This is a genomic window from Actinocorallia herbida, assembly GCF_003751225.1.
Classification (GTDB): domain Bacteria; phylum Actinomycetota; class Actinomycetes; order Streptosporangiales; family Streptosporangiaceae; genus Actinocorallia; species Actinocorallia herbida.
On record NZ_RJKE01000001.1, the window covers coordinates 1739210 to 1765706 of the forward strand.

The window sequence follows — 26497 nt, forward strand, 5'->3', positions numbered from 1 at the left end:
TTGCGGGCTCCGGCACGGGCCACGGGTAAAGAAGAACGTCGGAGGGGTGCTGGACACGGCCAATTCCGCGGTGGGGGCGGTTCCGGGGGACGTCCGGTCTGGCACGGTCGGAGTATGGGGGCTGAACTGAGGAAGCTGCGGGGGCGGATCCGGTCGATCAGCGCGACCGCGAAGATCACTCGCGCGCAGGAGCTGATCGCGGCGTCGCGCATCTCGCGGGCGCAGGCCCGGCAGGCGGCGTCACGGCCCTACGCGAGACAGATCACACGGGCGGTCAGCGCGCTGCTGACGCACAACGTGACCGAGGACCACGCGCTGCTGAACCGCGCGCCGGACACCTCCCGGGTCGCGATCCTCATGATCACCGGGGACCGGGGGTTCTGCGGCGCCTACAACGCCAACGTCCTGCGGCACGGCAACGCCCTGGAGAAGCTGCTGCGCGGCCAGGGCAAGGAGGTCGTGTTCTACCTCTGCGGCACCAAGGGCGTCGACAACTTCCGGTACAACCACCGGCCGATCGAGAAGTCCTGGCTGGGGCAGTCCGGCGAGCCGTCCTACGCCACCGCGGCCGACATCGGGCGGACCCTCGTCGAACGGTTCGACACCCCGACGGTCGAGGGCGGCGTGGGCGAGGTGCACGTCATCTACACCCGGTTCGTCTCGATGATCAACCAGGAGATGACGGTCCGGCGCATCCTGCCGCTGGCGGTCGAGGACGTCGAGGGGGAGCCCGGCGAGGGCCCGTCCGCCACCTACGACTTCGAGCCGACGGTCGGGGACGTCCTCGACGTCGTCATCCAGCAGTACGTGCGCGGCAGGATGTGGAACATGCTCCTGGAGTCCGCGGCGTCCGAGCACGCCGCCCGCCGCCAGGCGATGATGTCGGCCACCGACAACGCCAACGACCTGATCTTCAAGCTGACCCGCCGTGCCAACGAGGCCCGTCAGGCCGAGGTCACCAATGAGCTGATCGACATCGTCAGCGGCGCCAACGCCCTCACCGACCAGCGGGCCGAAGACTGACCGGGCACGGCCTTCCGCGCGGAGGCGCCGGGACTGGAAACGCCCGGTCACCGCTTTGCCGGAGGAGCCTTCAAGCGTTTGGAAAAGTTCCCCAGCTTCGGGTAAACCGGTCGGGCGTCTCCCGGTTCGCGGTGCGGCGCGAGCCGTTCGGGACTATGCGGGGGAACAGCGATGGACCAGGAGCGCGCGCCGGAGAAGGCGCACGAGGAGACGTCCCTCAGCGCTGCGGAGAGCGCGGCGGCGGCCGCGCTGGCGCGCCGGTTCGCGTCCGACGACCCCGAGCTCGCCCGGCGGCTCGACACCCTCGGCGGCTACGAGACCAGCCCGCTCGGCCTGCCGTCGCGCTGGACCGCGGTGCCCGCGGCCCTGGTCGCGGCGCTGATCGCGATCGGCGCGCTCTTCGGCATGACGGTCTCGGCCGACGAGACCCCCGTGCCGGGGACGATGAACTCCCTTCATCTGAAGTAGCGGGTCGCCAGGGCGCGGCCCCGGGTCAACGGGGCTCCCCGGCAGCATAAAAAGACCAGCAATTCGGGTATTACTCCCAGATCTTCATCCTCTTTGTCGGATTTCGGAAAGAGTTTCGGTTCCGAACCCTCCGGGGAGGCAGAGTCTTGTCGGGAATCTTGTCCACCGGAACCCGTTTTCGGGGGACTTGATAGGGGCTCTGGTAGTTCGGGGGGCGACATGGGGGACCCGCGTGGTCACACGGGAGCGCCCACGTCCGGAGCGACGGCGCTGGGTCCCGAGGACACCGTCGGCGGAGACGTCTCCGCGGGCGGGAGACTCGGACTGCCGGGCGCGATCGCGCTGGTCATCGGAAACATCGTCGGCACCGGGATCTTCCTGCTGCCGACCTCGCTGGCGGCCATCGGGTCGGTGAGCATCCTCGTCCTGCTGCTGGTCACGATCGGCGCGATCGCCCTGGCGATCGTCTTCGGCAGGCTCGGCAGCCGGATCCCGGCAGGCGGTGGCCCCTACGCCTACGCCCGCGACGCGTTCGGCGAGTTCGCGGGCTTCTGGGTCGCCTGGTCGTTCTGGCTGACGGCCTGGATCGGCAACGCCGGCATCGCGTTCGCCTGGGTCGGCTACGTCAACTCCCTCTTCGGCTGGCGCGCCGACAACCCGCTCCAGAACATCGCCATCGGCCTCGTCGGCCTGTGGATCCCGGCGTTCGTCAACCTCAGCGGCGTGAAGAACATCGGCCTGTTCCAGATGGTCACCACGATCCTGAAGTTCGCGCCGCTGCTCTTCGTCGGCCTCGTCGGCCTGTTCTTCGTCAACGGCGCCAACTTCCCCGCCTGGAACGCCAGCGGCGGCTCCCTGTGGGCGGCCATCGCGCTCGCCGCGGGCCTCATCCTCTTCGCCTACTCCGGCATGGAGAGCGTGACGATCGTCGCCGAGCGGCTCAAGGACCCGGTCCGCAACATCGGCAAGGCCAGCATCTACGGCGTGCTCGCCTGCGCCGCGATGTACCTGCTCGCCACCATCGCCATCTTCGGCACCGTGCCCGCGGGCCAGCTGACGAACTCCACCGCCCCGTTCGCCGACGCCATCAACAACATGTTCGGCGGCGGCATCTGGGGCAAGGTGATGGCCGCGTGCGCCGTCGTCTCCGGCATCGGCGCCCTGAACGGCTGGACGATGCTGGTCGCCGAGATGCCGATGGCCGCCGCCCAGGACCGGATGTTCCCGACCCCGTTCGCCCGGCTCTCGCGGCGCGGCGCCCCGGTGTTCGGCATCCTCCTCGGCACGATCCTCACCTCGATCATGCTGGTGTACGCCTACCTGGGCTCCGAGCAGGGCTTCGACACGATCCTGCTGCTCGCGTCGTTCACCACCGCGCTGCCGTACTTCTTCTCCGCGGCGGCCCAGCTGTACTGGCTGGTCACCGGAGGCCGCGACGTCAACCGGGGCAGGCTCGTGCGCGACCTCGCCATCACCTGCCTCGCCCTGCTGTTCGGCGCGTGGATCGTCTACGGCGCGGGCGCGGACGCCGCCCTCCTGGGGATGCTCATGATGCTGGTCGGCGTCCCCGTCTACATCTGGGTCAAGGCCAAGCGCGGCGAGTACGGGCCGAACGAGCGCCGCGGCGTCGCCGCCCGCAACGAGACCGTCTAAGGGAGGGAACCCCATGACTTTCCACGTCGATTCCGAGGTCGGCCGGCTCAAGCAGGTCCTGCTGCACAAGCCCGAGCTGGCGCTCCAGCGGCTGACCCCGTCCAACAAGGACGAGCTGCTCTTCGACGACGTGCTCTGGGTGGAGCGCGCCAAGGAGGAGCACGACGAGTTCCGCGGCCTCCTGGAGAGCCGCGGCATCCGGGTCCACATGCTCGCCGACCTGCTGCGCGAGACCATCGGCATCCCCGAGGCCAAGAAGTACATCCTCGACCACATCATCGACGACCGCTTCTTCGGCCCGCTGGCCACCGACGGGATCCGCAACACCCTCGACGCGATGGACGACGTGTTCCTCGGCCGGACCCTGACGGGCGGCATCACCAAGCGCGAGATGCTCCAGCGGATGTCGGAGCCGAAGTCCATCGCGTTCCACTCGATGGACATGGACGGGTTCGTGCTCCCGCCGCTGCCCAACCACCTGTTCACCCGCGACACCTCGTGCTGGGTGTACGACGGCGTGTCCATCAACGCGATGCGCAAGAAGGCGCGCATGCGCGAGACCACGAACATGGAGGCCATCTACCGCTTCCACCCGATGTTCGCCGCCGGGTACGACCGTCCCGAGGCCGACGGGTACCACATCTGGAACCACGGCTCGGTGTCCGCGCCCGCCACCCTGGAGGGCGGCGACGTGCTCGTCATCGGCGAGGGCGCGGTGCTCATCGGGATGAGCGAGCGATCCCAGCCGCAGTCGGTGGAGATGCTCGCCAGGAACCTGTTCAAGCACGGGTCCGCCAAGAAGATCGTCGCGCTGAACATGCCGAAGGCCCGCGCGTTCATGCACCTGGACACGGTGATGACGAACGTCAGCCCCGGCGTGTTCACCAAGTACGCGGGCATGGGGATGCTCGCGTCCTACACGATCGAGCCGGGCGACACCGACAAGGAGCTCAAGGTCACCGACCACGCTCCGGAGGACATGCACAAGGCCATCGGCCGGGCCATCGGCATGGACGAGGTCAAGATGCTCACCGCCACCCAGGACGTCATGGCGGCCGAGCGCGAGCAGTGGGACGACGGGTGCAACGTGCTCACCCTGGAGCCCGGCGTGGTCGTCGCCTACGAGCGCAACACCACCACCAACAACTTCCTGCGCCGTAACGGCGTGGAGGTCCTCACCATCAAGGGCAGCGAGCTGGGCCGCGGCCGGGGCGGCCCGCGGTGCATGTCCTGCCCGATGGAGCGCGAAGCGAACTAGGGCGAGGGGAGCTCGCCGTACGAGATCTCGGGGGAGACACACCATGGGGTTCAACCTGAAAGGCCGCTCCTTCCTGCGGGAGCTGGACTTCACGCCGAAGGAATGGCGGTTCCTGCTCGACCTGTCGGCCGATCTGAAGGCCGCCAAGTACAGCGGGTCCGAGCAGCGCAGGCTCCGGGGCAAGAACATCGCCCTGATCTTCGAGAAGACCTCGACCCGCACCCGCTGCGCGTTCGAGGTCGCCGCGCACGACGAGGGCGCGCACACCACCTACCTCGACCCGACGGGCTCGCAGATCGGGCACAAGGAGTCGATGAAGGACACCGCGCGCGTCCTCGGCCGGATGTTCGACGCGATCGAGTATCGCGGCAGCAAGCAGATGCTGGTGGAGGAGCTCGCCGAGTACGCGGGGGTGCCCGTCTACAACGGGCTCACCGACGAGTGGCACCCGACCCAGATGCTCGCCGACCAGCTCACCATGATGGAGCACTGCGACAAGCCGCTCCGCGAGATCACCTTCGCCTACCTCGGCGACGCCAGGTTCAACATGGCGAACTCCTACATCGCGGCGGCGGCGGTCACCGGGATGAACTGCCGGATCGTCGCGCCCAAGGAGCTGTGGCCCGACAAGGACTTCGTGGTCAAACCGGCCAAGGAGGTCGCCGCGAAGACCGGCGCCGACATCAAGATCACCGAGAAGGTGGACGAGGGCGTCAAGGGCGCCGACTTCGTCATCACCGACGTGTGGGTCTCCATGGGCGAGCCCAAGGAGGTCTGGAAGGACCGCGTGAAGATGCTGCGGCCCTACCAGGTCAACGCCGCGGTGATGAAGAAGACCGGGAACCCGATGGTGAAGTTCATGCACTGCCTCCCGGCCTTCCACAACCGGGAGACCACGGTCGGCGAGGACATCTTCGCCAAGACCGGGATGGACGGCCTCGAAGTCACCGAGGAGGTCTTCGAGTCCGACGCCTCGATCGTCTTCGACGAGGCGGAGAACCGGATGCACACGATCAAGGCCGTCATGGTCGCCACCCTGGGGCAGTGACGATGCGCGTCGTCGTCGCCCTCGGAGGCAACGCCCTGCTGAAGCGGGGCCAGAAACCCGACGCCGACATCCAGCGGGACAACGTGATGACGGCCGTCCGGTCGCTCTCGCCGCTGGCCGCCGAGCACGAGCTGATCATCACCCACGGCAACGGCCCCCAGGTCGGCGTCCTGGCGCTGGAGAGCGCCAGCGACCCCAACCTCACCAGGCCGTACCCGTTCGACACGCTCGGCGCGATGACCGAGGGCATGATCGGCTACTGGATGCTCCAGGCGCTCCAGAACGCGCTGCCCGGCCGGCAGATCGTCTCGATGGTCAACCAGACGCTCGTGTCGGTCACCGATCCGGCGTTCCAGAACCCGACGAAGTTCGTCGGCGAGGTCTACACCAGGGACGAGGCGGAGAAACTGGCGCAGGCCAACGGGTGGACCGTCAAACCCGACGGCGAGCACTACCGGCGGGTCGTCCCGTCACCGGTGCCGCAGCGCGTCGTGGAGACCAGGCTCATCCGAGGGCTCGTGCGCCAGGGCGTCATCGTCATCTGCGCCGGAGGCGGCGGCGTGCCCGTCGTCCGCAACGAGAAGGGCCAGCTCGAGGGAGTCGAGGCGGTCATCGACAAGGACCTCACCGGCTCCCTGCTCGCCGAGGCGCTGGAAGCCGACGCCTTCCTCATCCTCACCGACGTGCCCGAGGTGCTGCGGCACTACGGCACGCCCGGCCAGGAGGCGATCCGGCACACCACCCCGCACGAGCTGCGGGCCGAGGAGTTCCCCGCGGGCTCGATGGGGCCCAAGGTCGAGGCCGCGTGCGGGTTCGTCGAGCGCACCGGCGACATGGCCGCGATCGGCAGCCTCGACCAGTGCATGGAGATCCTGGCCGGCGCCCGGGGCACGATCATCACGCCCAACGCCACCTGGCCGCTCGCCAGCACGCTTTGACGCCGGAGCCGCCGGTGGGGGCGCGACGTGCTCTGCGCGCGCTCCCATCGGCCACATCCCTTCCCTCTCTTCCCTGGGAGACCGCGTGGAGACGTCCTTCTGGCGCAGCCTGTGGCGCACCAAACCCGTCGACGAGATCGTGCGCGAGGGCGGCGGCGGCGAGGGCGGCGAGCTCAAGCGCTCGATGACGCTCATCCAGCTGACGTTCTTCAGCGTCGGCGCCACCCTCGGCACCGGGATCTTCGTCGTCATGGGCGAGGCGACCCCGCTGGCCGGGCCCGCGGTAGTCCTGGCGTTCCTGCTCTCGGCGATCACCGCGCTGTTCTCCGCGCTGTCCTACGCGGAACTCGCCGGGACCATCCCGGTGTCCGGATCGTCGTACTCCTACACGTACGCCACCATGGGCGAGCTCGTCGCCTGGGTCTGCGGCTGGTGCCTGATCCTCGAATACGGCGTGTCGGTGTCGGCCGTCGCCGTCGGGTGGGCGCAGTACCTCAACGACTTCCTCGACAAGGCCTTCGGCGTCAAGATCCCCGACGCGTGGTCGCAGGCGCCCGACAAGGGCGGCGTCATCAACATCACCGCGGTCCTCATCGTCGCCGCGATGACGTTCCTGCTCATGCGGGGCGCCTCCGAGAGCGCCAAGGTCAACACCGCGATGGTGTTCTTCAAGCTCGGCCTGCTCATCTTCTTCATCGTCGTCGGGTTCACCGGCTTCAACTCCGGCAACCTCAGCCCGTTCATGCCGCTCGGGTTCGCCGGGGTCAGCGCCGCGGCGTCCCAGGTGTTCTTCTCCTACATCGGCTTCGACGCCGCCTCCACCGCGGGCGAGGAGGCCAAGAACCCCAAACGGGACCTGCCGCTGGCCATCATCCTGTCGCTCGCGATCGTCACGATCGTCTACGTGCTCGTCGCGCTCGTCGCCGTCGGCGCGCTGCCCTGGACCGAGCTCGACAGCGACACCGAGGCGTCCCTGTCCGCGATCCTCACCGACGTCACCGGCGCCACCTGGCCCGCGCTGCTGCTGTCGGCGGGCGCCGTCATCGCCATCACCAGCGTCGTCCTGACCGTGCTGTACGGGCAGACCCGCATCCTGTTCGCGATGTCCCGCGACGGGCTCGTGCCGCCGCTGTTCCAGAAGATCAACCGGCGGACCTCGGTCCCGGTCGCCAACACCCTCGTCGTCGGCGGGTTCGTCTCGCTCCTCGCCGCGCTCGTCCCGCTCGACCATCTCACCGACGCGACGAGCATCGGCACGCTCTTCGCGTTCGCGCTGGTCAACCTCGGCGTCATCGTGCTCCGGCGGACCAAGCCGCACCTGCCGCGCAGCTTCAAGACACCGCTCTACCCGCTCACCCCGCTCCTCGGCGTCTTCTTCTGCCTGTACGTCATGCAGGGGCTCCGCCCCGTCACCTGGCTCGTCTTCGCCCTGTGGACCCTCGCAGGGCTCGTCTTCTACTTCGGCTACAGCCGCAGGCACTCGCGCCTGCTCCGCGCCCAGAGGGAGATGCGCTGATGCCCGCTGAAAGAGTCCTCGTCGGCTACGTCGACGACCGGCGGGGCGCCGACGCCGTCGCCCTCGCCGCCTGCGCGGCGAGCGAACCCGGCACCGAACTCGTGCTCGGGCACATCCGGATCGACGCGTGGCCGGACGTGCCCGGACCCGGGAACGTCGACGCCGAATGGGAGCGGTTCCTCGACGACCAGGCCCGGGAGGTCCTCGCGCACGGCGCCCGGCGCGCCGAGGAGTGCGGGGTCGAACCCGCCGAGCAGCGCGTCTTCACCCGGCGCGGCAGCGGACGGGGCCTCGCCGCCCTCGCCGGGAAGGTGAAGGCCCGGGTCGTCGTCATCGGCTCCGCGCCGGGCGGGCCGCGCACGGGCATCTCCCTCGGCAGCACCGCCGACCAGCTCCTGCACGGTTCGTCCGTGCCGGTGATGATCGCGCCGAAGGGGTTCGCCGACCGGGGCGTCCGGACCTTCGACCGCGTCACCTGCGCCTACCTGCGGGTCCCCGAATCGACCCCGGCCGTCGCCGCGGCCGCCGCGATCGCCGCGCGGCGCAAGATCCCGCTGCGGCTGCTCACCTTCGCCGTCGACTCGCCGGTGCGCGGCAAGGGCTCGGCCGTCCTGGCCGAACAGCAGCTCCGCCGTCTCGTCGACGCGCTGGAGACCGACCTGGCCGCCGCCGCCAAGGAGGCCGCCGCAGGCAGCACCCTCACTAAACGCGACGTCATCACCCAGGTCGCCGAAGGCCGCGACGCCGCCCACGCCGTCCACGCCGCAGGCTGGACCGAAGGCGACCTCCTCGTCTGTGCCTCCAGCACCTCAGGCCCCCTCCGCCGGGTCTTCATGGGCGACATGTCCATGAAGATCCTCCGCACCATCCCCTGCCCGGCCATGGTCCTCCCCAGAACCATCAAATGAGACCGGGCGATCGCGCCACCGCGTCGCGCCGAGGCTTACCGCACCGCGACGAAACGGCGCAGCCGATCAATGTCGTGCTATCCACCGCGACGGGAGTACACCCAAGTACGATGCGGGCACCAGCCTTCGTGAGATTCCCGGGGGACGGATGGCCAGGGTCCGACCGCTGCGTCCCGACGACCCCGGCGAGATCGGCGGTTTCCGCCTGAGGGGCCGGCTCGGAAGCGGAGGCCAGGGCGTCGTCTACCTGGCGGACTCCTCCTCCGGACCGGTCGCGGTGAAGTGCCTGCACCCCCACGTCCTCGCCGAAGGCCAAGAGCGGAAGATCCTCCGGCGGGAGCTGCGCGCCGCCGGCCGTGTCCACCCGTTCTGCACGGCCCCGGTCCTGACCGCCGACGTCGAAGGCGGCCGGCCCTACATCGTCAGCGAGTACGTCGAGGGCCCGACGTTGCGCGAGCTCGTGGAAGAGGACGGCCCGCTCTCCGCGGACGGCCTCGGCAGGCTCGCCATCGGGACCGCGACCGCGCTCACGGCCATCCACCGGGCCGGGATCGTCCACCGGGACTTCAAGCCGGGCACCATCGTGCTCGGGGCCGACGGGCCGCGCGTCATCGACGTCGGCATCGCCCGGATCCTGGACGTGAGCTCGTCGCTGTCGTCCGGTCTGGTCGGCACGCCCGCGTTCCTCGCGCCCGATGGTCTCCGGACGGGTCGCGGATCCTCCTGACGGCGGTGCCGGAGAAGATCGAGGGACCCGTTCCGGCGATTCTGAGTCCCGGGTTCGTGGTGGTGACCGCCGCGACGGCCAAGGCCGTCTTCGTCGCCGGAGACGCGTCCCCTGGCGGCACCCGGGTGCCCGTGGAGCGCCGCCGGGACGGCAACACCAGGGACTACGCCCGCCTGTGCCTGCTGGACGCGCGCACCGGCCTCCTCCTTCGCCCCGATCCCCGCCGGCTGACTGCGGGCCGGGGCTCCAAGCGGGTGGTCCGGTGGGGGTGGAGTAGGGTCTGCGGGCGGCGGCCGGGGATTCTACTGGACAACACCGGGCAAAAGTTAGGTAAGGCTTGCCTGTGTGAGTGGGATTACCTTCTTTCGTTTGGCTGCATGGAAGGAATTACGGCACACTGGCGTTGTGAAAAACATGCCCGAGAACGCGTCGCAGGTCGGGGCCGGTGCGCCGGCCGCGTCAGGCGTGCCACGGGCCGAGCGGGACACCCGTGCGCGGGTGGCCCGGCTCATCCTGGAGAACGGGCCGGTGGCGGCGTCCGCCCTGGGGGAGCGGCTGGGGCTCACGCCCGCGGCCGTCCGCAGGCATCTGGACGCGCTGCTGGCCGAAGGCATGATCGAGGTCGAGGTCAAGCGCGCCCGTCCCGCCGCGACCCGCGGCAGGGGCCGTCCGGCGAAGCTGTTCGCCATCACCGACAGGGGCCGCAACACCTTCGTCCACGCCTATGACGATCTCGCGGCCAACGCGCTGCGCTTCCTCGCGGAGGCGGCAGGACCGCAGGCCGTCTCGGAGTTCGCGCGCCGCCAGCTCGCGGGCCTGGAGGGGCGCATCGGCCCCCGACTGCGCGCGCTGCCCCCGGATCAACGGGTGCGCGCGCTGGTGGAGGCCCTCTCGGCCGAGGGCTACGCGGCCTCGTCGAGCCAGGCGCCCCATGTCCTGGGCGGATTCCAGGTGTGCCAGCACCACTGCCCGGTCGCACACGTGGCCGCGCGGTTCCCCCAGCTGTGCGAGGCCGAGACCGAGGCGTTCGCGCGCATGCTCGACACCCCGGTGCAGCGGCTGGCGACGATCGCCCATGGCGACGGCGTCTGCACCACCCACGTGTCACCGGTAAAAGCAGGTAACGAGGAGTCCGGAGGGATCTCCCTATGACTACGGCAGCCAACCCCGAACTAGAGGGTCTCGGCAACTACAAGTACGGCTGGTCCGACTCGGACGCGGCGGGTGCCACGGCCAAGCGCGGACTGTCGGAAGCGGTCGTCCGCGACATCTCAGGGAAGAAGAGCGAGCCCGAGTGGATGCTCGACCTTCGCCTGAAGGGGCTGCGGCTGTTCGACCGCAAGCCGATGCCCAACTGGGGATCGGATCTGTCGGAGATCGACTTCGACAACATCAAGTACTTCGTGCGCTCCACGGAGAAGCAGGCCGAGTCCTGGGAAGAGCTCCCCGAGGACATCAAGAACACCTACGACAGGCTGGGCATCCCCGAAGCGGAGAAGCAGCGGCTGATCGCGGGTGTGGCGGCGCAGTACGAGTCCGAGGTCGTCTACCACAAGATCCGTGAGGACCTTGAGGAGAAGGGCGTCATCTTCCTGGACACCGACACGGGCCTGCGCGAGCACCCCGAGCTGTTCCAGGAGTACTTCGGCTCCGTGATCCCGGTCGGCGACAACAAGTTCGCCGCGCTGAACACCGCGGTGTGGTCCGGCGGCTCGTTCATCTACGTGCCGAAGGGCGTGCACGTGGAGATCCCGCTCCAGGCCTACTTCCGGATCAACACCGAGAACATGGGCCAGTTCGAGCGGACCCTGATCATCGTCGACGAGGACGCCTACGTCCACTACGTCGAGGGTTGTACCGCGCCGATCTACAAGTCGGACTCGCTGCACTCGGCCGTCGTGGAGATCATCGTGAAGAAGGGCGGCCGCTGCCGCTACACGACGATCCAGAACTGGTCGAACAACGTGTACAACCTGGTCACCAAGCGGGCCGTGGCCTACGAGGGCGCGACCATGGAGTGGGTCGACGGCAACATCGGCTCCAAGGTCACCATGAAGTACCCGGCGATCTACCTGATGGGCCCGCACGCCAAGGGCGAGACCCTGTCGATCGCCTTCGCCGGCGCCGGCCAGCACCAGGACGCGGGCGCCAAGATGGTGCACTGCGCCCCGCACACGTCCTCGTCGATCATCTCCAAGTCCGTCGCCCGTGGCGGCGGCCGCACCTCCTACCGCGGCCTGGTCCAGGTCCAGGAGGGCGCCGAGCACAGCAAGTCCACCGTCAAGTGCGACGCGCTGCTGGTCGACCAGATCTCACGTTCCGACACCTACCCCTACGTCGACGTCCGCGAGGACGACGTGGAGATGGGCCACGAGGCCACCGTCTCCAAGGTGTCGGAGGACCAGCTCTTCTACCTCATGAGCCGCGGCATGACCGAGGACGAGGCCATGGCGATGATCGTCCGCGGATTCGTGGAGCCGATCGCGCGGGAGCTGCCCATGGAATACGCGCTTGAGCTCAACCGGCTCATCGAACTTCAGATGGAAGGAGCCGTCGGCTGATGGGCGTGGAAGTCAAGCCTGTCTCGACCCTGTCGGAGCGGGCGTCCTACGACGTCGCGGACTTCGCCGTCCCCACGGGCCGCGAGGAGGAGTGGCGGTTCACCCCGCTGCGCCGCCTGCGCGGCCTGCACGACGGCTCGGCCAAGGCCGACGGCAAGATCGTGCTGGAGGTCGACGCGGCCCCCGAGGTGACGGTCGAGACCGTCGACCGCGAGGACCCGCGCGTCGGCTCGGGCTACGTCCCGACCGACCGGATCTCCGCGCAGGCCTACAGCGCGTTCACCACCGCCACCGTGATCACCGTGCCGCGCGAGGCCGTCGCCTCCGCGCCGACGATCGTGCGGCTGCGCGGCGAGGACGCGGGCCACGCGGCCTACGGCCACACCACGGTGATCGTGGAGCCGTTCGGCAAGGCGACCATCGTGCTCGACCACTCCGGTTCGGCCACCTACGCCGACAACGTCGAGTTCGTCGTCGGCGAGCAGGCGCAGCTGACCGTCGTCTCGGTCCAGGAATGGGCCGACGACGCCGTGCACGTCTCGCACCAGCACGCCAGCCTCGCCAAGGACGCGAAGTTCACCGGCTTCAACATCACCCTCGGCGGCGACCTCGTGCGGGTCCGCCCGTCGGTCTCCTACCGTGGCCCCGGCGGCGACGCCGAGCTGAACGGCGTCTACTTCGTGGACGCCGGCCAGCACCTGGAGCACCGCCTCCTGGCCGACCACAGCGTGCGCAACTGCCGTTCGCGGGTCGACTACCGCGGCGCCCTCCAGGGCGAGGACGCGCACGCCGTGTGGATCGGCGACGTGGTCATCCGGGCCGAGGCCGAGGGCACCGACACCTACGAGCTGAACCGCAACCTCGTCCTCACCGACGGCACGCGGGTCGACTCGGTGCCGAACCTGGAGATCCTCACCGGCGAGGTCGCCGGCGCGGGCCACGCCTCGGCGTCCGGCCGCCTGGACGAGGAGCACCTGTTCTACCTCCAGGCCCGCGGCATCCCCGCCGACGAGGCCAAGCGGATGGTCGTGCGCGGCTACCTCAACCAGATCGTCCAGCGGATCGAGATCGACGAGCTGCGCGAGCGGGTGGAGGCCAAGATCGACGCGGAGCTCGCCCTGTGAGCGGATACGTCGACATCGGCGCCGTCGCCGAGATCGCCGAGGACACGCCGGTCGTCGTCGAGATCGACGACGTGCCCGTCGTGGTCGTCAAGACCGGCGGCGAGGTGTTCGCGATCAACGACACCTGCTCGCACGCCGAGGTCTCGCTCTCCGAGGGCGAGGTCTACAACGGAACACTGGAGTGCTGGCTGCACGGGTCCTGCTTCGACCTGCGCACCGGCAAGCCCACCAACCCGCCCGCGACGAGGGCGGTGCCCACCTACCGAGTGAAGATCGAGGACGGCAAGGTGCTCGTCAACGTCGCCGAGCCGTCCGAATATGGGGAGTCCTGACATGGCCACGCTGGAGATCCGCGACCTGCATGTGACGGTCGCCGACAAGGAGATCCTGAAGGGCGTCAACCTGACGGTGAAGGCTGGGGAGACCCACGCCATCATGGGCCCGAACGGATCGGGCAAGTCCACCCTGGCGTACGCCATCGCGGGGCACCCCAAGTACACCGTCACCTCTGGCACCGTCACCCTGGACGGCGAGTCCGTCCTGGACATGAGCGTCGACGAGCGGGCGCGCGCCGGGCTGTTCCTGGCGATGCAGTACCCGGTCGAGGTTCCGGGCGTGTCGGTCGCGAACTTCCTGCGCACCGCCGTCACCGCGGTCAAGGGCGAGGCGCCCAAGCTCCGGGTCTTCTCCAAGGACCTCAAGGAGGCCATGGCCCAGCTCCAGATGGACCCGGCCTTCGCGCAGCGCAACGTGAACGAGGGCTTCTCCGGCGGCGAGAAGAAGCGCCACGAGATCCTCCAGCTCGAGCTGCTCAAGCCGAAGATCGCGGTGCTCGACGAGACCGACTCCGGCCTCGACGTCGACGCGCTCAAGGTCGTCTCCGAGGGCGTCAACCGGTTCAGCGCCGCGGGCGAGACCGGCGTGCTGCTGATCACCCACTACACCCGGATCCTGCGGTACGTGAAGCCGGACTTCGTCCATGTCTTCGCGCACGGCAAGGTCGTCGAAGAGGGCGGGCCCGAGCTCGCCGAGATCCTCGAGTCCGAGGGTTACGAGAAGTACGTGAAGGCGGGCGTCTGACCCATGTCGCTGCTGGCTGAGGAGATCCGGAAGGACTTCCCGATCCTGGGCCGTACGGTCCGGAACGGGAACCCGCTCGTGTACCTGGACTCCGGCGCGACCTCGCAGAAGCCGCGCCGTGTCCTGGACGCCGAGCGCGACTTCTACGAGAAGCACAACGCCGCGGTCCATCGCGGCGCGCACCTGCTGGCCGAGGAGGCCACCGACGCGTTCGAGGCGGCCCGTGCCACCATCGGACGGTTCGTCGGGGCCCCCGCGGGCGAGATCGTGTTCACCAAGAACGCGACCGAGGCGATCAACCTGGTCGCCTACTCGCTGAGCAACGCCGCGACGTTCGGCCCCGAGGCCGCCCGGTTCGCGGTCGGCCCGGGCGACGAGATCGTGGTGACCGAGATGGAGCACCACGCCAACCTCGTCCCGTGGCAGGAGCTGTGCCGCCGCACCGGGGCCACCCTGCGCTGGTTCGGGCTGACCGACGACGGCAGGCTCGACACCTCCAACCTGGAGGAACTGGTCAATCCGCGCACCAAGCTGGTCGCGCTGACCCAGCAGTCGAACGTGCTCGGCACGGTCAACCCGGTCTCGGTGATCGCGGCTCGGGCGCACGCCGTCGGCGCGCTCGTCCTGGTGGACGGCGCCCAGTCGGTGCCGCACCTGCCGGTCGACGTGGCCGAGCTCGGCGCGGACTTCCTGGTCTTCTCCGGCCACAAGATGCTGGGCCCGCTCGGCATCGGCGTGCTGTGGGGGCGCCGGGAGCTGCTGGAGTCGATGCCGCCGTTCATCACGGGCGGTTCGATGATCGAAGTCGTCCAGCTGGAGCAGTCCACCTACGCGGCCCCGCCGCAGCGGTTCGAGGCGGGCGTGCCGGTGACGGCCCAGGCCGTCGGGCTCGCCGCGGCCTGCGACTACCTGAACGATCTCGGCATGGACCGGGTCGCCGCGCACGAGCACGAGCTCGCCGCCTACGCGCTGGAGAGCGTCGGCTCGATCCCGGGCGTCCGGATCATCGGCCCGACCGACACCGCCGCCCGCGGCGCGACCGTCTCCTTCGTGGTGGACGACATCCACCCGCACGACGTCGGCCAGGTCCTCGACGACGACGGCATCGCCGTCCGGGTCGGCCACCACTGCGCCTGGCCGCTGTGCCGCAGGTTCGGAATACCCGCGACCACGCGCGCGTCGTTCTACGTGTACAACACCCTGAGCGAGGTCGACGCCCTGGCCGAGGGCGTCCGGCGAGCGCAGAAGTTCTTCGGGACGGTCTGACAGTGCAGCTTGAATCGATGTACCAGGAGATCATCCTGGACCACTACCGCAACCCGCAGCACCGCGGGCTGCGGGAGCCGTACGGCGCCGAGGTCCACCACATCAACCCGACCTGCGGTGACGAGATCACCCTGCGGGTCGCGTTGGAGGGCTCCGGCGACGACGCCGTGATCAAGGACGTCTCCTACGAGAACCAGGGGTGCTCGATCAGCCAGGCCAGTGCCTCGGTGATGAGCGACATGATCATCGGCCGGACGGTGAAGGACGCGATGCGGCTCGGCGACGAGTTCCTCGCCCTCATGCAGTCGCGGGGCGAGATCGAGCCGGACGAGGAGGTGCTGGAGGACGCGGTCGCGTTCGCCGGCGTCTCCAAGTACCCCGCCCGCGTCAAGTGCGCCCTGCTCGGCTGGATGGCCTGGAAGGACGCGACAGCCCAGACCCTGGAGAAGGCATCATGACCGAAGTGAACTCCGAGGCTCCGTCCTCTGAGGCTCTGCCCGCGGGGGAGGAGGCAGTCCTCGACGCCCTCACCGGTGGATCGGACGAGGAAGAGCAGATCCTCGAGGCCCTGCGCGACGTCGTCGACCCCGAACTGGGCATCAACGTCGTCGACCTCGGCCTCATCTACGGCATCAACGTCGACACCACCGAGGACAAGAAGCTCCTCACCGTCGACATGACCCTGACGAGCGCGGCCTGCCCCCTCACCGACGTCATCGAGGACCAGGCCCAGTCCGCCACGGCCGACCTCGTCGACGAGTTGAAGATCAACTGGGTCTGGCTGCCGCCGTGGGGCCCCGACAAGATCACCGAAGACGGCCGCGAACAGCTCCGCGCCCTGGGCTTCAACGTCTGACACCCGTTTCCAGAGAAGAGCCCGGTCCCCCAGAGGGGGCCGGGCTGTTCTCGTAGGAGCCCGCCTACGCCCGCCCCCGCGCGCTGAACCGGTAGCGGCGGAAGCCCTGGTGCAGGACGCCGTCCGCCGCGGCGGCGGGCCGGTAGATGCCGGACCGGTGCCCTTCGGTGCGGGGACCGAAGGCGCCGAGGCACAGCGAGCCATCGAACGACAGAATCCGCGGATTCGCCGACCTCGGCGGCACGCTCGGCCGCCTCCGGACCCCGGGGCGCGAGCAGCGGCACCCTCACCCGGACGGGCCGGGTCCGGTCGGCGAGGGTGCCGCGAAGGAGTGAGTCGTTCAGCGCGATCAGGCCCAGCCCGCGCACCGCGAGCACGCACGCCTGGTCGGCGGTCGCGGCGTGCCGCCGCAGTTCACCGGCGGCATCGGCCTGCCTGCCGTACACCTGCGCGATCTCGGCTTGCCCCGCGAGGCCGCCGCGCGACGCGGCGTGGGCAGGGGCGAGCCCGAGCATCACGCTCGCAGGGCGTCGCGAGCCGGTGCCCACATCTCGGGCGGTGGGCGCATAGGGCCGTAGCGCTCGGTTTCCATCTCACGATGAGAGCCGATCTCGCCGTGAGATACCAGCAACGCCCGCCCCCGAAAGCCCGGCCCCCGCGGCCGGGCTTTCGCCTCTTCCGGACAGGCGCGGCCGCCCCGCCCCGAGCGCGGGGCCGCAGGTGCCGGGAGTGCCGGTGGGGTTGAGGGGCGGGGCTTGGAGGGGGCGAACGTTTTGGGCGGGGCGGGCGTCTCAGGGGGCATGGGGATCTTGAGGTGGGCTGGTTCGGTGGGGTTGGCCGCCGGGGTGCTGGTCGGGGTGGGCGGGTGCACGCCCTGGGCAGGGGAGAAGGAGGTGCCTCCGCTGGTGCCGAGTGACATCGTGGTGAGCGGGGTCATCGAGCTCTCCGAAGGGGAGGCGCGGCACCTGTGCCCGGCCGAGAATCCGGGAGGGCACCGGTTCACCGCGGAGATCCTCTACGGGAACTACTCCCTCGCCATCTACGACGAGTACGGCGAGCGCGGCGCCGTCTTCATCGACCACCGGGTCAGCGAGCACTACTACACCGGAGCCAAGGGCGTCTTCATCGACGCCGCCGCGGGCACCGCCACCGTGGACGCCGATCTGGTCCAGAGCGACGAGGCGGATGAGATCGTTCACGTCAAGGGCACCATCACCTGCCCCTGACCGCGCCGATGCGGGCCCGGAGGGCCTAGAGGTCGGTGAAGCGTTCCACCTTGGTGGTGGGGCCCGCGATGAGGATGAGGTCGTCGTACTGGAGGACGGTCTCCTCGGTGGCGTAGGTGTAGGACTCGCCCTGGGGTTTGACGCTGACGATGGTGACGCCGTGTTTGCGGCGCAGGTTCGTCTCGCCGAGGGGGACGCCGACGAGTTCGCGGGGTGGACGGGTCTTGGCGAGGGCGTAGTCGCGGTCGATCTGGACGTAGTCGAGCATGCGGCCGCTGACGAGGTGGGCGACGCGTTCGCCCATGTCGTGCTCGGGCAGGACGACGTGGTTGGCGCCGATGCGCTCCAGGATGCGGCCGTGCTGGCGGCTGATGGCCTTGGCCCAGATCTTCTCCACGCCGAGCTCGACCAGGAGCGAGGTGGTGAGGATGCTCGCCTCGATGTCGCTGCCGATGGCGACGACGGCCCGGTAGAAGTCGGGCACGCCGAGCTGGCGGAGCGCCTGGATGTCGGTGGCGTCGGCGGTGACGATCTGGGTGAGCTCGCCGGCGAGGGCCTGGACGGTCTTGGGCCGCTGGTCGATCGCGAGCACCTCGGTGCCGAGCCGCGTCAGTTCCAGCGCGATGGAGCTGCCGAACCGGCCCATGCCGATGACGACGACGGGGGTGTTCTCAGCCAACGATCGGTCGCTCCTCCGGTAGTTCGTACAGTCGGGTCCGTTCCCGCAGGGCGAGCGCGGTGAACAGGGTGACGGGGCCGACGCGGCCGATGAACATCAGGAAGATGATCAGCAGTTGCCCTGCCGCGGGGAGCGTCGAGGTGATGCCGGTGGACAGGCCGACGGTCGCGAAGGCCGAGATGACCTCGAACAGTACCTGGTCCAGGGTGTGCGGCACGATCGAGAGCAGCGCGAAGGTGCTGGTGGCCACGACGCCGACGCCGATGAGCGCGATGGTGAGGGCCTGCCGCTGGGTGTCGTGCGGGATCTTGCGGTTGCCGACGTTGACGCTGGTCTCGCCGCGCAGTTCGGCGAGGAGCACGAACGCCAGCAGCCCGAAGGTGGTGACCTTGATGCCCCCGCCGGTGCCCGCGCTGCCCGCGCCGATGAACATGAGGATGTCGGTGGCGAGCCAGCTCTCCGGCCGCATCGCGCCGATGTCGACGCTGTTGAAGCCGCCGGAGCGGGGCATGACCGCGGCGAAGAACCCGGCGAGGAGCCTGCCGCCGCCGTCGAGGGCGCCCAGGGTGCGCGGGTTGTTCCACTCGAAGACGGTGAGGACGACGGTCCCCGCGCCGAGGAGCAGCGCCGTCATCCCGACGGTGATCTTGGTGAGCACCGACCAGCGGACCGGCCGCCGCCAGGAGCGGGCGAGTTCGAACACGACGGGGAAGCCGAGTCCGCCGACGATCACGCCGAAGCACAGGGGCAGGCAGATCCAGGGGTCGGCGGCGAATCGGACGACGCTGTCGCCCCACAGGGCGAGCCCGCCGTTGTTGAAGGCCGAGACCGAGTGGAACAGGCCTAGGTAGGCCCCGTACCCGACGCTCTCGCCGTAGTGGAGGACGAACCGCGTGGCGAGGACGGCGGCGAGCACCGCCTCCGTCGCGAGGCTGAAGATCACCACGTTCCGGATGACCCGCCGCAGGTCGCTGCCCGAAAGCGTCTTGTTCTCCGTGGCGGCCAGCAGTCGGGCGCGCAGGCCGAGCCGGCCGGACAGCAGCAGCGCGAAGAGCGTCGCCAGCGTCATGATGCCGAGGCCGCCCGCCTGGAGGAGCAGCATGATCACGACCTCGCCGAAGATCGACCAGTGCGTGTCGGTGGCGACGACCGCGAGCCCGGTCAGGCAGATCGACGAGGTGGCCGTGAACAGCGCGGTGAGGATCCCGGCGCCCTCGCCCTCCGCGGACGCGATCGGCAGCGAGAGCAGGCCCGTGCCCACCGCCACGGCAGCCCCGAAGCCGCCGACGATGACCTGGGTCGGATGACGAAATCCCTTGCGCATCATGCTCCCCTGCGGGGTTCAGGTGTCCCCGTTCAAGCGACCGACGGTACCAACATCGCGGCGCGGGTCGACGCGGCCGCGCCAGACGTTCACCTGTTCCGGGGGATTTGGACTGGGGTGGTCGGGGAAGGTCGGAAATTGACCTTGAGGAGGGGCACGATGGACGTGGCGGTGCTGGGGACGGGGATCATGGGCGAGCCGATGGCCCGCAACCTGCTCAAGGCCGGGCACCGGGTCCGGGTCTGGAACCGGACGAAGGAGAAGACCGAGGCGCTGGCCAAGGAGGGCGCTTATGCGGCGCCGACACCGCCCGAGGCGGTCGCGGGGGCCGAGATCGTGTTCACGGTCCTGTACGACGGCGACGCGGCCCTGGACGTCATGCGGCAGGCCGCGCCGGGGCTGCGGCCGGGCGCGCTGTGGGTGCAGTCATCGACGGCCTCCCTGGACGACGTGGACCTGCTCTCCGGGTTCGCCAACGACAACGGCCTGGTCTATGTGGACGCGCCCGTGCTGGGCACCAGGGCCCCGGCAGAGGCGGGCCAGCTGACGGTCCTGTGCGCCGCGCCCGACACCGTCTGGACGACGCTGGAGCCGGTGTTCGAGGCGATCGGCTCGCGCACGATCTGGATCGACGACCACGTGGGGGCCGCGACCCGGCTCAAACTCGTCATCAACTCCTGGGTGCTGGCGCTGAACAACGCGGTGGGGGAGACCCTCGCCCTCGCCAAGGGCCTGGGCGTCGAGCCCCGGCAGTTCCTCGACGCGATCGCCGGGGGCGGCCTGGACGCCGGCTACCTGCGGATGAAGGCCGACGTGATCATGCGCGGGGAGTTGTCACCGCCGAGCTTCGCGGTGGAGACCGCGGCCAAGGACAACCGGCTCATCCTCGCCGCCGCCGAGGAGGCAGGGGTCAAGCTCGACCTCGCCGAGGCGGGCGCCGAGCGGTTCCGCCGCGCCGCGGATCAGGGACACGGCCGCGACGACATGGCCGCGTCCTACTTCGCGTCCTTCTCCTGACCGCCGCGCGCCCGGCCGCGCCGCGCCCGCGCGACCACCACATCACCCGAAGCGGCACCCGAAGAAGCCGCACCCGAAGGCGCGGCGGGAGCCGACGGGGCGGGAATCTCCGGCACGGTGTCGCGAGCCGATGCCGGGACGTCCGCCACGGCCTCCGGCTCGGGGGCCTCGGAGGGCCCGGCCCGCTTCGGCAGGTACGGCGCGGGCCCGTCCGGCCCGTCCTCCGGCGGCAGGAACTCCGCGATCTCCTCCTTGCGCGCCCGCCGCACGCCCAGCGCCCGGTCCAGGGTGAGCCCCCCGCCCCCGCCCGCCGCGAACAGCAGGCTCGCCAGCCCGAGGACGATGACCAGCTCGAAGCCCGCCGGCGCGCTCAGCCCCTGGTCGACATGGACGAACACGAACGCGCCCGCCATGTCGAGGAACAGCGCGATCCCGACGACGGGCAGCCCGAGGCCGACGATGAGGGCGGCCCCGCCGAGGAGCTCGGCGAACGTCGAGTAGACGGCGGCGGCCTTGGCCAGCGGCACGCCCATCCGGTCGAACTCGGCCGCGGTCGCGGTGACCCCGTCCTCGATCTTCAGCCAGCCGTGCGCCACGAAGACGACGCCGACGGCGGTCCGGGCGAGCAGGGCGGCCAGGTCGTGCAGACGGCTCGGCATGATGCCGGGTCCTTCCCGTTATCCGGTGTTCACCCGATCTTCGGTGTTCGCCCGATTCTCGGAGAAGGACCCCGCATAGGTCAATCGTGCCGCTGCTCCGCCGCGAGCCGCTGGGCGATGACCTGCTGCATCCGCTGGAGCCCGCCGACGCCCAGCAGCCCGAGCTGGCCCTCGAGTTCGCGCAGCTGGGCGGGCGACTCGGTGACCTTCTCCGAGGACTGCATGAGCACGGTGCCCGCCCCGCTGAACTCGAACTGGTGCTCCTCGCCGGAGGACGGCCGCATCCCGAACACCGCGCGCGCCTGGCCGAGCACGCCGCGCACCGCGCCGTGGTCGTAGTGGTGGAACGGGGTGGGCACGTCGGCCCAGCCGAGCACCGCCTGCGGGTCGACCCGGATCGGCGGCTCGACGAAGTGCACCGGCCCGTTGGAGGACGCGATGAACTTGCCGGAGCCGACGAGGGTGAGGAACCCGGGGATGATCGACTGCTTGAGGCTCAGCGACGGGTCGAACGCCAGCAGGTTGGCGGCCCGGACCGTCAGGTTGCCGTCCTCCAGGTCGTAGGAGTTGAGGTCGAACCCCCGGTCGCCGAGCAGGAGCTTGCCCTGGCCCTCGGCGACGACCCAGTCGTGCGCGTACAGCGGCGAGTGGAAGTGCCCGGCGACGAGCGCGTCCAGCGGCCCGGCGGAGAGCGCCGCGAACCTGATCTGCCCGTAGTAGGCGATCATCTTGCCCTTCTGGATGAACCACTTGCCGTTGAGGTTCACCGAGAAGGCGTAGGGGTTGACGTTGTCGTCGCTCGGGAGGGTCGCGGCGTTGAAGGTCGCGACCGAGGGGAGCGGGCCGCCGACCGCGCCCCCCTGCGGCGGGACCGCGCCGGGCGGCGGGTACTGGGCCGGGTATCCGGGCTGCTGCCCGTAGGGCGCGGGCTGCCCGTACCCGGGCTGGCCCGGCTGGCCGTAAGGCTGCTGGCCGTATCCGGGCTGCTGGCCGTACGGGTCGTACGGGGGCTGAGGCGGGTAGCCCATGTCAGATCTTCCTCTCGCTGGCCTGGACGTACACCACGCCCTGGCCGGACAGCTCGAGCTGGAAACCCTCGCCCGAGCCGCGCCCGATGAGGTCGCGCACGCCGACGGAGGTCTTGAGCCGGTTCTGGATCTGGCCGCGGTGCCCGACGTAGGCCTGCGGGTCGACGTAGACGGGGCGGCCCGGCTGCACCGGGAGCTGGATGACGCCGCCGTGCGACAGCAGCGCGAGCGAGCCCTGCCCGGTGAGGGTCGTGGTGAACAGGCCCTGCCCGGTCATCTGGCCGCGGATGACGCCCGACAGCCCGCCCTGCTCGCCGAGGAACATCGTGCCGCGCTGGAGCGAGGCGTCGTGGACCAGCAGCCGGTCGGCCTCGGCGTACAGGGTGTCGCCCTGGAGCTCGACGACCTCCACGTACAGGCCGTGGTGGCCGAACATGGCGCTGCCCTGGCCCGTCACGTGCATCATGCCGGTGTTCTCGCCCGCGAGGGTGCGGCCGAGCATCCCGCCGACGCCCGCCCCCGCCGTCACCGAGCCGGTGAAGGTGACCGCGCCGACGTAGGCGAGCATCGCGCCGCGCTTGGAGTACACCTCGTGGCCGGGTCCGATCGGGACCTGGATCATCTTCTTGTTGATCGCGCTGTAGCCGGGCATCAGACCTCCGCCGCCAGTCCGCCGCTGCGCTCGGCGGGCTGGATGTAGACCAGCCCGTGGCCGGTGAAGCGCAGTTGGAAGCTCTCGCCCGAGCCCTGCCCGAGCACGGTGCGCCAGTTCACGTCGGTCACGAACTCCTGCTGGAGCTGCCCGCGGTGCGCCACGTACGCCTGCGGGTCCACGTGCAGGGGCTGCTGCGCCGTCACCTCGAGCGCGATCGCGGGCCCGTCGGAGAGGATCGCGACGGTCCCGTGGCCCTCGACCTTGGTGGTGGCCAGACCCTGCCCGGTGCTCATCCCGCGCAGCCCGGTGAACTGCACGCCGGTCTGGAGCTGCCCGTCGAGGGCGAGCAGGCTGGTCGACTCCACGAGCAGCGTGTCGCCCTGGAGCGGCACGAGATTGATCTCGGTCGCCTCGTGGGCCAGGTAGACCGTGCCCTGGCCGGTGATCTCCATGAGGGTGATGGACTCGCCGGCGACCCTGCGGCGCACCGCGCCCATCAGGCCCTCGCCGCCGGTCATGCCCTGCCGTTTGAACGTCATCTGGCCCTCGTAGGCGACCATCGACCCGTTCAGGGCGCGGATCGTCTCGCCCCTGAGGTCGACGGCCAGCATGTTGGAGCCGCTCATCCGATACTGCGCCACGCCATGACCCTAACCAGCCGGGAGCGGTGGTCGCACCTGCAGGTCGGACGAAGACCCGCGACAGGCCAGGAAAGATCTACGCGCGGAGCCCCGCTCTGCGCAAGGATGGGGGCATGTGGCTTGCTCCGGAACGCCGTGGTCGGCATGGATGGCTGGTACCGGTCTTCGCGATACTCGCGGGCGTGGGCGTCGCGGCCTTCCTGGCGTACCGCGACCAGATGACCGCCGGGCTGATCGCGGGCGGGGTGCTCCTCGCCTATGGCGTCCAGCTCGCTTACCGCAGGGACGAGCGGGGGCTCGCGCTCAGCGAGTCGTTCGGCCGGGGCCGCCGCGGCGGCGCCCATCTGCGGGCCGCCGCGATGACCGGCGACGTGCTGGTCGCCGGGCTGGTCGCGGCGGTGGTGGTGCAGGCGCTGCGCGGCGCGGAACTCGGCCCGCTGCCCTATCTCGCGGCGGTCGCCGGGGGCACCTATCTCGTCTCGGTCGTCGTCGCACGAGACTTCTGAGTCTCGCGGAGGTGACGTCCTGGGCGACTTGGGCGAAATCTGGGTGAACGTGTGGCCGGACCAGTGGATCGGCGGCCGGTGCAGCGGGATGATGCCGCTGTGGCAGTACTGGACACCCCGCTTTCGGCCGGTGTCGCCGGAGGCGCCCTCTTCGAACCCGTCGTCGACCTCGACGCGGGGGCGGTCATCGCCGTCACCGCGCACACCGGGCCGCCCGGTCCGGCCGAGCTCAGCGCCGACCCCGCGGCCGAGGACGTGCGCAGGGCGGTCGAAGGGGCGCGCGCGCTCGGCGGCGTGCCGCTGCCTCTGCGCGTCACCCTGCGGGCCGAGACCCTCGCGCTCGGCCGCGGCCCGCTGACCCGGCTCCACCACGGGCTGCACGAGGCGGGGCGGCAGCCCAGGGACGTGATCGTGTGCGTCGCCGGGGGCTTCCCGCCCGCGGTGCGCGCCGCCGTCGCCGCCGGGGTCTCCGACCTGCGCCACGCGGGCTATCCCGTGGCGTTCGCCGGGCTCGGCGCCGCGCACGCGCCGCTCGACCTGCTCCTGGACGGCACCCCGTCGCTGGTGGAGATCGACCGCGACCTCGCCCGCCGCGCGGTCGCCGACCCGCGCCGGGCCGCCCTCGTCGCCGGCCTCGTCACCGTGGCGCACCGGGTCGGCACCCGGGTGCTCGCGCCCGGCGTGCAGACCGAGGAGCAGCTCGCCAAGCTGCGCGCCCTGGGCGTCCGCCTGGTGCAGGGCCCGTTCCTCACGCCGCGGGACTGGCGGCCGGGCCAGCCGGTCCCGGTGCCGGTCCCGGCGGTCGAGGAGACCTACGGCACCGCCGACCTCGGGCCGCGCGTCTCGGAGTTCACGCTGCCCGCGGTGACGATGCCCGACACCGCGAGCGCGGGCGAGGTGCTCGACGCGCTCGCCGGCGCCGACGGCACGGGCAGCATCGTGCTCGTCGACGCCAGGCACCGGCCGCGCGCGACGGTCAACAAGTCCCGGTTCCTGCTCACCCTGTCCGGCCCGTTCGGGCACGCCCTGCACGCCAGCAAGCCCGCAGTCCGCCTCGCCGACGAGCCCCGGCTCGTGCCGCGCACCGTCCCGGCGGTCGCGGCGCTGCGCGCGGCCGGCCGGGACGAGGAGCGGGTCTACGACGACCTCGTCGTCATCGACGAGATCGGCAGGTGCCAGGGCGTCGTGCGGGTGGCCGACCTGATCAGGGCCCTGTCGCGCTGACCGCCCGCCGCGCTACTGCGGCCGGCCGGGGTTCAGCGCGATCGCGGCGAACTCCGCGCCCAGCGGGTCGGTGAGGACCGCGAACCTGCCGAACGGCGAGTCCACCGGCGGCTGGACGACCCGGCCGCCGTGCGCCGCCGCGGTCTTGGCGGCCGCCTCGGCGCTCGCGACGGCGAAGTAGGTCTTCCAGGTCGCCTTGCCGCCCAGCGCGGCGTCCACCTGCGCCCTGGGCACCCCGAAGACCCCGCAGACGGGCCTGCCGCCGACCGTCAGGGTCAGGTAGTCCACGCCCTCCTGGATCGGGTTGTCCGCCACGCCCAGGACCGTGCCGTAGAAATCGGCGGACCCCCGGGTGTCGGGGGTCACCAGCTCGTTCCAGGTGAACGCGCCGGGCTCGTTGACGAGCTCGGCCCCCGTGTGCGCCCGGCCCTGCCAGAGCCCGAACACCGCGCCCTCCGGGTCGGTGAGGACCGCCCTGCGCCCGAGGTCGCGGATGTCCTCCGGCGGAGTGAGCACCCCGGCTCCGGCGCCGGTCGCGCGCCCGGCCGCCGCGTCGCAGTCGTCGACCGCGAAGTAGATCCCCCAGAAGGCGGGGCCGGGGGCGCCGCCCGTGATGCCCGCCACCTTCTTGCCGCCGAGTGTCGCGGTGACGTAGCCGCCGTGCTCGTCCCCGCGCTGGAACTCCCAGCCCAGCAGCGGCCCGTAGAAGGCCTCGGCGGTGCCCGCGTCCGGGCCGACCAGGGTCATCCAGCAGGGCGTGCCCTGGGCCGCGTTGCCCGTGGTCTCGGGCATGTCATCCCCCTCTTCCTCGAGTTCTTCGGGCGCTCCCGCCGCACCGGGGCCCGGCGCCGCGGGTCCCTCCATGATCCTCGCCGCCCGGAGCGCCCCCTGAACCCCCCGGACCGAGAAGCCACCGCAAAAAGCGCCGGGCGGCCCGCGCCCCCGCGCCCCGGGGCCAAGAGAGTCCGGCGAAAAGGCCGTGGGAGCCGAATCTTGTTCGCGGCCCATAACGCCCGCCACGTAGACTGTGGGCTGCTCCCGTGCCTCCGCCGCGTCCAGTGTGATGGTGCCGCAGGCGTCGAGCGGAGCCGTCGAACGTCCCCGGGGAGTCT

At 70.6% G+C, this 26497-nt stretch carries 29 protein-coding genes; 21 read left to right on the plus strand and 8 right to left on the minus strand.

What is annotated here, in order from left to right; all coding sequences use genetic code 11:
- The first annotated feature begins 114 nt into the window (after window positions 1–114).
- The 17 genes from EDD29_RS08235 (at window position 115) to EDD29_RS08315 (ending at window position 16426) form a co-directional block, all read left to right on the plus strand.
- Entirely contained in the window at window positions 115–1023 is a 909-nt protein-coding gene (locus tag EDD29_RS08235; protein ID WP_123663815.1) for a F0F1 ATP synthase subunit gamma, read from the plus strand.
- Window positions 1024–1194: 171 nt separating this feature from the next.
- Window positions 1195–1491 carry a hypothetical protein gene (locus EDD29_RS08240; protein WP_123663816.1) on the plus strand — a complete coding sequence of 99 codons (297 nt, stop codon included), beginning with the start codon at window positions 1195–1197 and terminating at the stop codon, window positions 1489–1491.
- Between the two features lie 219 nt (window positions 1492–1710).
- Window positions 1711–3144, plus strand: a complete 1434-nt coding sequence (locus EDD29_RS08245) for an amino acid permease (protein WP_123663817.1) — start codon at window positions 1711–1713, stop codon at window positions 3142–3144.
- Window positions 3145–3157: 13 nt separating this feature from the next.
- Window positions 3158–4402 (plus strand): arginine deiminase, encoded by a 1245-nt coding sequence (locus EDD29_RS08250; RefSeq protein WP_123663818.1) that lies wholly within the window; start codon window positions 3158–3160, stop codon window positions 4400–4402.
- A gap of 43 nt (window positions 4403–4445) precedes the next feature.
- Window positions 4446–5450 carry an ornithine carbamoyltransferase gene (argF, locus tag EDD29_RS08255; RefSeq protein WP_123663819.1) on the plus strand — a complete coding sequence of 335 codons (1005 nt, stop codon included), beginning with the start codon at window positions 4446–4448 and terminating at the stop codon, window positions 5448–5450.
- A 2-nt stretch (window positions 5451–5452) separates the two neighbouring features.
- Window positions 5453–6388: a carbamate kinase gene (arcC, locus tag EDD29_RS08260; protein ID WP_123670347.1), complete on the plus strand. Its 936-nt coding sequence runs from the start codon at window positions 5453–5455 to the stop codon at window positions 6386–6388.
- 85 nt (window positions 6389–6473) lie between these two features.
- Window positions 6474–7904 (plus strand): amino acid permease, encoded by a 1431-nt coding sequence (locus EDD29_RS08265; RefSeq protein WP_246052601.1) that lies wholly within the window; start codon window positions 6474–6476, stop codon window positions 7902–7904.
- Complete coding sequence (locus EDD29_RS08270) at window positions 7904–8812, plus strand: universal stress protein (RefSeq protein ID WP_123663820.1); 909 nt, start codon at window positions 7904–7906, stop codon at window positions 8810–8812. Before EDD29_RS08265 ends, EDD29_RS08270 begins: the two co-directional genes overlap by 1 nt.
- A 148-nt stretch (window positions 8813–8960) precedes the next feature.
- Window positions 8961–9539 (plus strand): serine/threonine-protein kinase, encoded by a 579-nt coding sequence (locus EDD29_RS08275; RefSeq protein ID WP_123663821.1) that lies wholly within the window; start codon window positions 8961–8963, stop codon window positions 9537–9539.
- 414 nt (window positions 9540–9953) lie between these two features.
- Window positions 9954–10691, plus strand: coding sequence for a helix-turn-helix transcriptional regulator (locus EDD29_RS08280; protein WP_123663822.1), 738 nt, complete (start codon window positions 9954–9956; stop codon window positions 10689–10691).
- Window positions 10688–12100, plus strand: a complete 1413-nt coding sequence (sufB, locus tag EDD29_RS08285) for a Fe-S cluster assembly protein SufB (protein ID WP_123663823.1) — start codon at window positions 10688–10690, stop codon at window positions 12098–12100. The genes EDD29_RS08280 and sufB overlap by 4 nt, the downstream gene beginning before the upstream one ends.
- Complete coding sequence (sufD, locus tag EDD29_RS08290; protein ID WP_123663824.1) at window positions 12100–13224, plus strand: Fe-S cluster assembly protein SufD; 1125 nt, start codon at window positions 12100–12102, stop codon at window positions 13222–13224. Before sufB ends, sufD begins: the two co-directional genes overlap by 1 nt.
- Window positions 13221–13556, plus strand: coding sequence for a non-heme iron oxygenase ferredoxin subunit (locus EDD29_RS08295; protein ID WP_211359601.1), 336 nt, complete (start codon window positions 13221–13223; stop codon window positions 13554–13556). The genes sufD and EDD29_RS08295 overlap by 4 nt, the downstream gene beginning before the upstream one ends.
- A 1-nt stretch (window position 13557) precedes the next feature.
- Window positions 13558–14304, plus strand: a complete 747-nt coding sequence (gene sufC, locus EDD29_RS08300) for a Fe-S cluster assembly ATPase SufC (protein ID WP_123663825.1) — start codon at window positions 13558–13560, stop codon at window positions 14302–14304.
- Window positions 14305–14307: 3 nt separating this feature from the next.
- Window positions 14308–15570 carry a cysteine desulfurase gene (locus EDD29_RS08305; RefSeq protein ID WP_123663826.1) on the plus strand — a complete coding sequence of 421 codons (1263 nt, stop codon included), beginning with the start codon at window positions 14308–14310 and terminating at the stop codon, window positions 15568–15570.
- A 2-nt stretch (window positions 15571–15572) separates the two neighbouring features.
- Window positions 15573–16028 carry a Fe-S cluster assembly sulfur transfer protein SufU gene (sufU, locus tag EDD29_RS08310; protein ID WP_123663827.1) on the plus strand — a complete coding sequence of 152 codons (456 nt, stop codon included), beginning with the start codon at window positions 15573–15575 and terminating at the stop codon, window positions 16026–16028.
- Window positions 16025–16426 (plus strand): metal-sulfur cluster assembly factor, encoded by a 402-nt coding sequence (locus EDD29_RS08315; protein WP_123663828.1) that lies wholly within the window; start codon window positions 16025–16027, stop codon window positions 16424–16426. The genes sufU and EDD29_RS08315 overlap by 4 nt, the downstream gene beginning before the upstream one ends.
- Before the next feature lie 64 nt (window positions 16427–16490).
- Here the strand turns inward: EDD29_RS08315 and EDD29_RS08320 are convergent, their stop codons facing one another.
- Window positions 16491–16670 (minus strand): hypothetical protein, encoded by a 180-nt coding sequence (locus EDD29_RS08320; RefSeq protein WP_123663829.1) that lies wholly within the window; start codon window positions 16668–16670, stop codon window positions 16491–16493.
- A 583-nt stretch (window positions 16671–17253) separates the two neighbouring features.
- Between EDD29_RS08320 and EDD29_RS08325 the strand changes: the two genes are divergently transcribed.
- Entirely contained in the window at window positions 17254–17652 is a 399-nt protein-coding gene (locus tag EDD29_RS08325; RefSeq protein WP_148085902.1) for a hypothetical protein, read from the plus strand.
- Between the two features lie 25 nt (window positions 17653–17677).
- On the opposite strand, the gene EDD29_RS08330 is transcribed toward EDD29_RS08325, so the two are convergent.
- Window positions 17678–18331: a potassium channel family protein gene (locus EDD29_RS08330; protein ID WP_281280866.1), complete on the minus strand. Its 654-nt coding sequence runs from the start codon at window positions 18329–18331 to the stop codon at window positions 17678–17680.
- Window positions 18324–19655, minus strand: a complete 1332-nt coding sequence (locus EDD29_RS08335) for a TrkH family potassium uptake protein (protein ID WP_246052602.1) — start codon at window positions 19653–19655, stop codon at window positions 18324–18326. The genes EDD29_RS08330 and EDD29_RS08335 overlap by 8 nt, the downstream gene beginning before the upstream one ends.
- 159 nt (window positions 19656–19814) lie before the next feature.
- Between EDD29_RS08335 and EDD29_RS08340 the strand changes: the two genes are divergently transcribed.
- Window positions 19815–20672, plus strand: a complete 858-nt coding sequence (locus EDD29_RS08340; RefSeq protein ID WP_123663832.1) for an NAD(P)-dependent oxidoreductase — start codon at window positions 19815–19817, stop codon at window positions 20670–20672.
- On the opposite strand, the gene EDD29_RS08345 is transcribed toward EDD29_RS08340, so the two are convergent.
- From EDD29_RS08345 to EDD29_RS08360, 4 genes are all read right to left on the minus strand, one after another.
- A complete protein-coding gene (locus tag EDD29_RS08345) occupies window positions 20651–21331 on the minus strand; it encodes a DoxX family protein (protein ID WP_123663833.1) in 681 nt (226 codons plus the stop codon). The two genes, EDD29_RS08340 and EDD29_RS08345, sit on opposite strands and share 22 nt — an antisense overlap.
- Window positions 21332–21411: 80 nt before the next feature.
- Entirely contained in the window at window positions 21412–22359 is a 948-nt protein-coding gene (locus EDD29_RS08350) for an AIM24 family protein (RefSeq protein ID WP_123663834.1), read from the minus strand.
- A gap of 1 nt (window position 22360) precedes the next feature.
- Entirely contained in the window at window positions 22361–23011 is a 651-nt protein-coding gene (locus EDD29_RS08355; protein WP_123663835.1) for an AIM24 family protein, read from the minus strand.
- On the minus strand, window positions 23011–23655 hold the full coding sequence (locus EDD29_RS08360; protein ID WP_246052604.1) for an AIM24 family protein: 645 nt from the start codon (window positions 23653–23655) through the stop codon (window positions 23011–23013). Before EDD29_RS08360 ends, EDD29_RS08355 begins: the two co-directional genes overlap by 1 nt.
- 113 nt (window positions 23656–23768) lie before the next feature.
- On the opposite strand from EDD29_RS08360, the gene EDD29_RS44880 reads away from it, so the two are divergent.
- Together EDD29_RS44880 and EDD29_RS08370 are read left to right on the plus strand one after the other, a co-directional pair.
- Entirely contained in the window at window positions 23769–24161 is a 393-nt protein-coding gene (locus tag EDD29_RS44880) for an ABC transporter permease (RefSeq protein WP_148085903.1), read from the plus strand.
- Between the two features lie 99 nt (window positions 24162–24260).
- On the plus strand, window positions 24261–25385 hold the full coding sequence (locus EDD29_RS08370; protein ID WP_246052606.1) for an EAL domain-containing protein: 1125 nt from the start codon (window positions 24261–24263) through the stop codon (window positions 25383–25385).
- A 12-nt stretch (window positions 25386–25397) separates the two neighbouring features.
- Here the strand turns inward: EDD29_RS08370 and EDD29_RS08375 are convergent, their stop codons facing one another.
- On the minus strand, window positions 25398–26177 hold the full coding sequence (locus tag EDD29_RS08375) for a VOC family protein (RefSeq protein ID WP_148085904.1): 780 nt from the start codon (window positions 26175–26177) through the stop codon (window positions 25398–25400).
- Window positions 26178–26497: the final 320 nt, after the last annotated feature.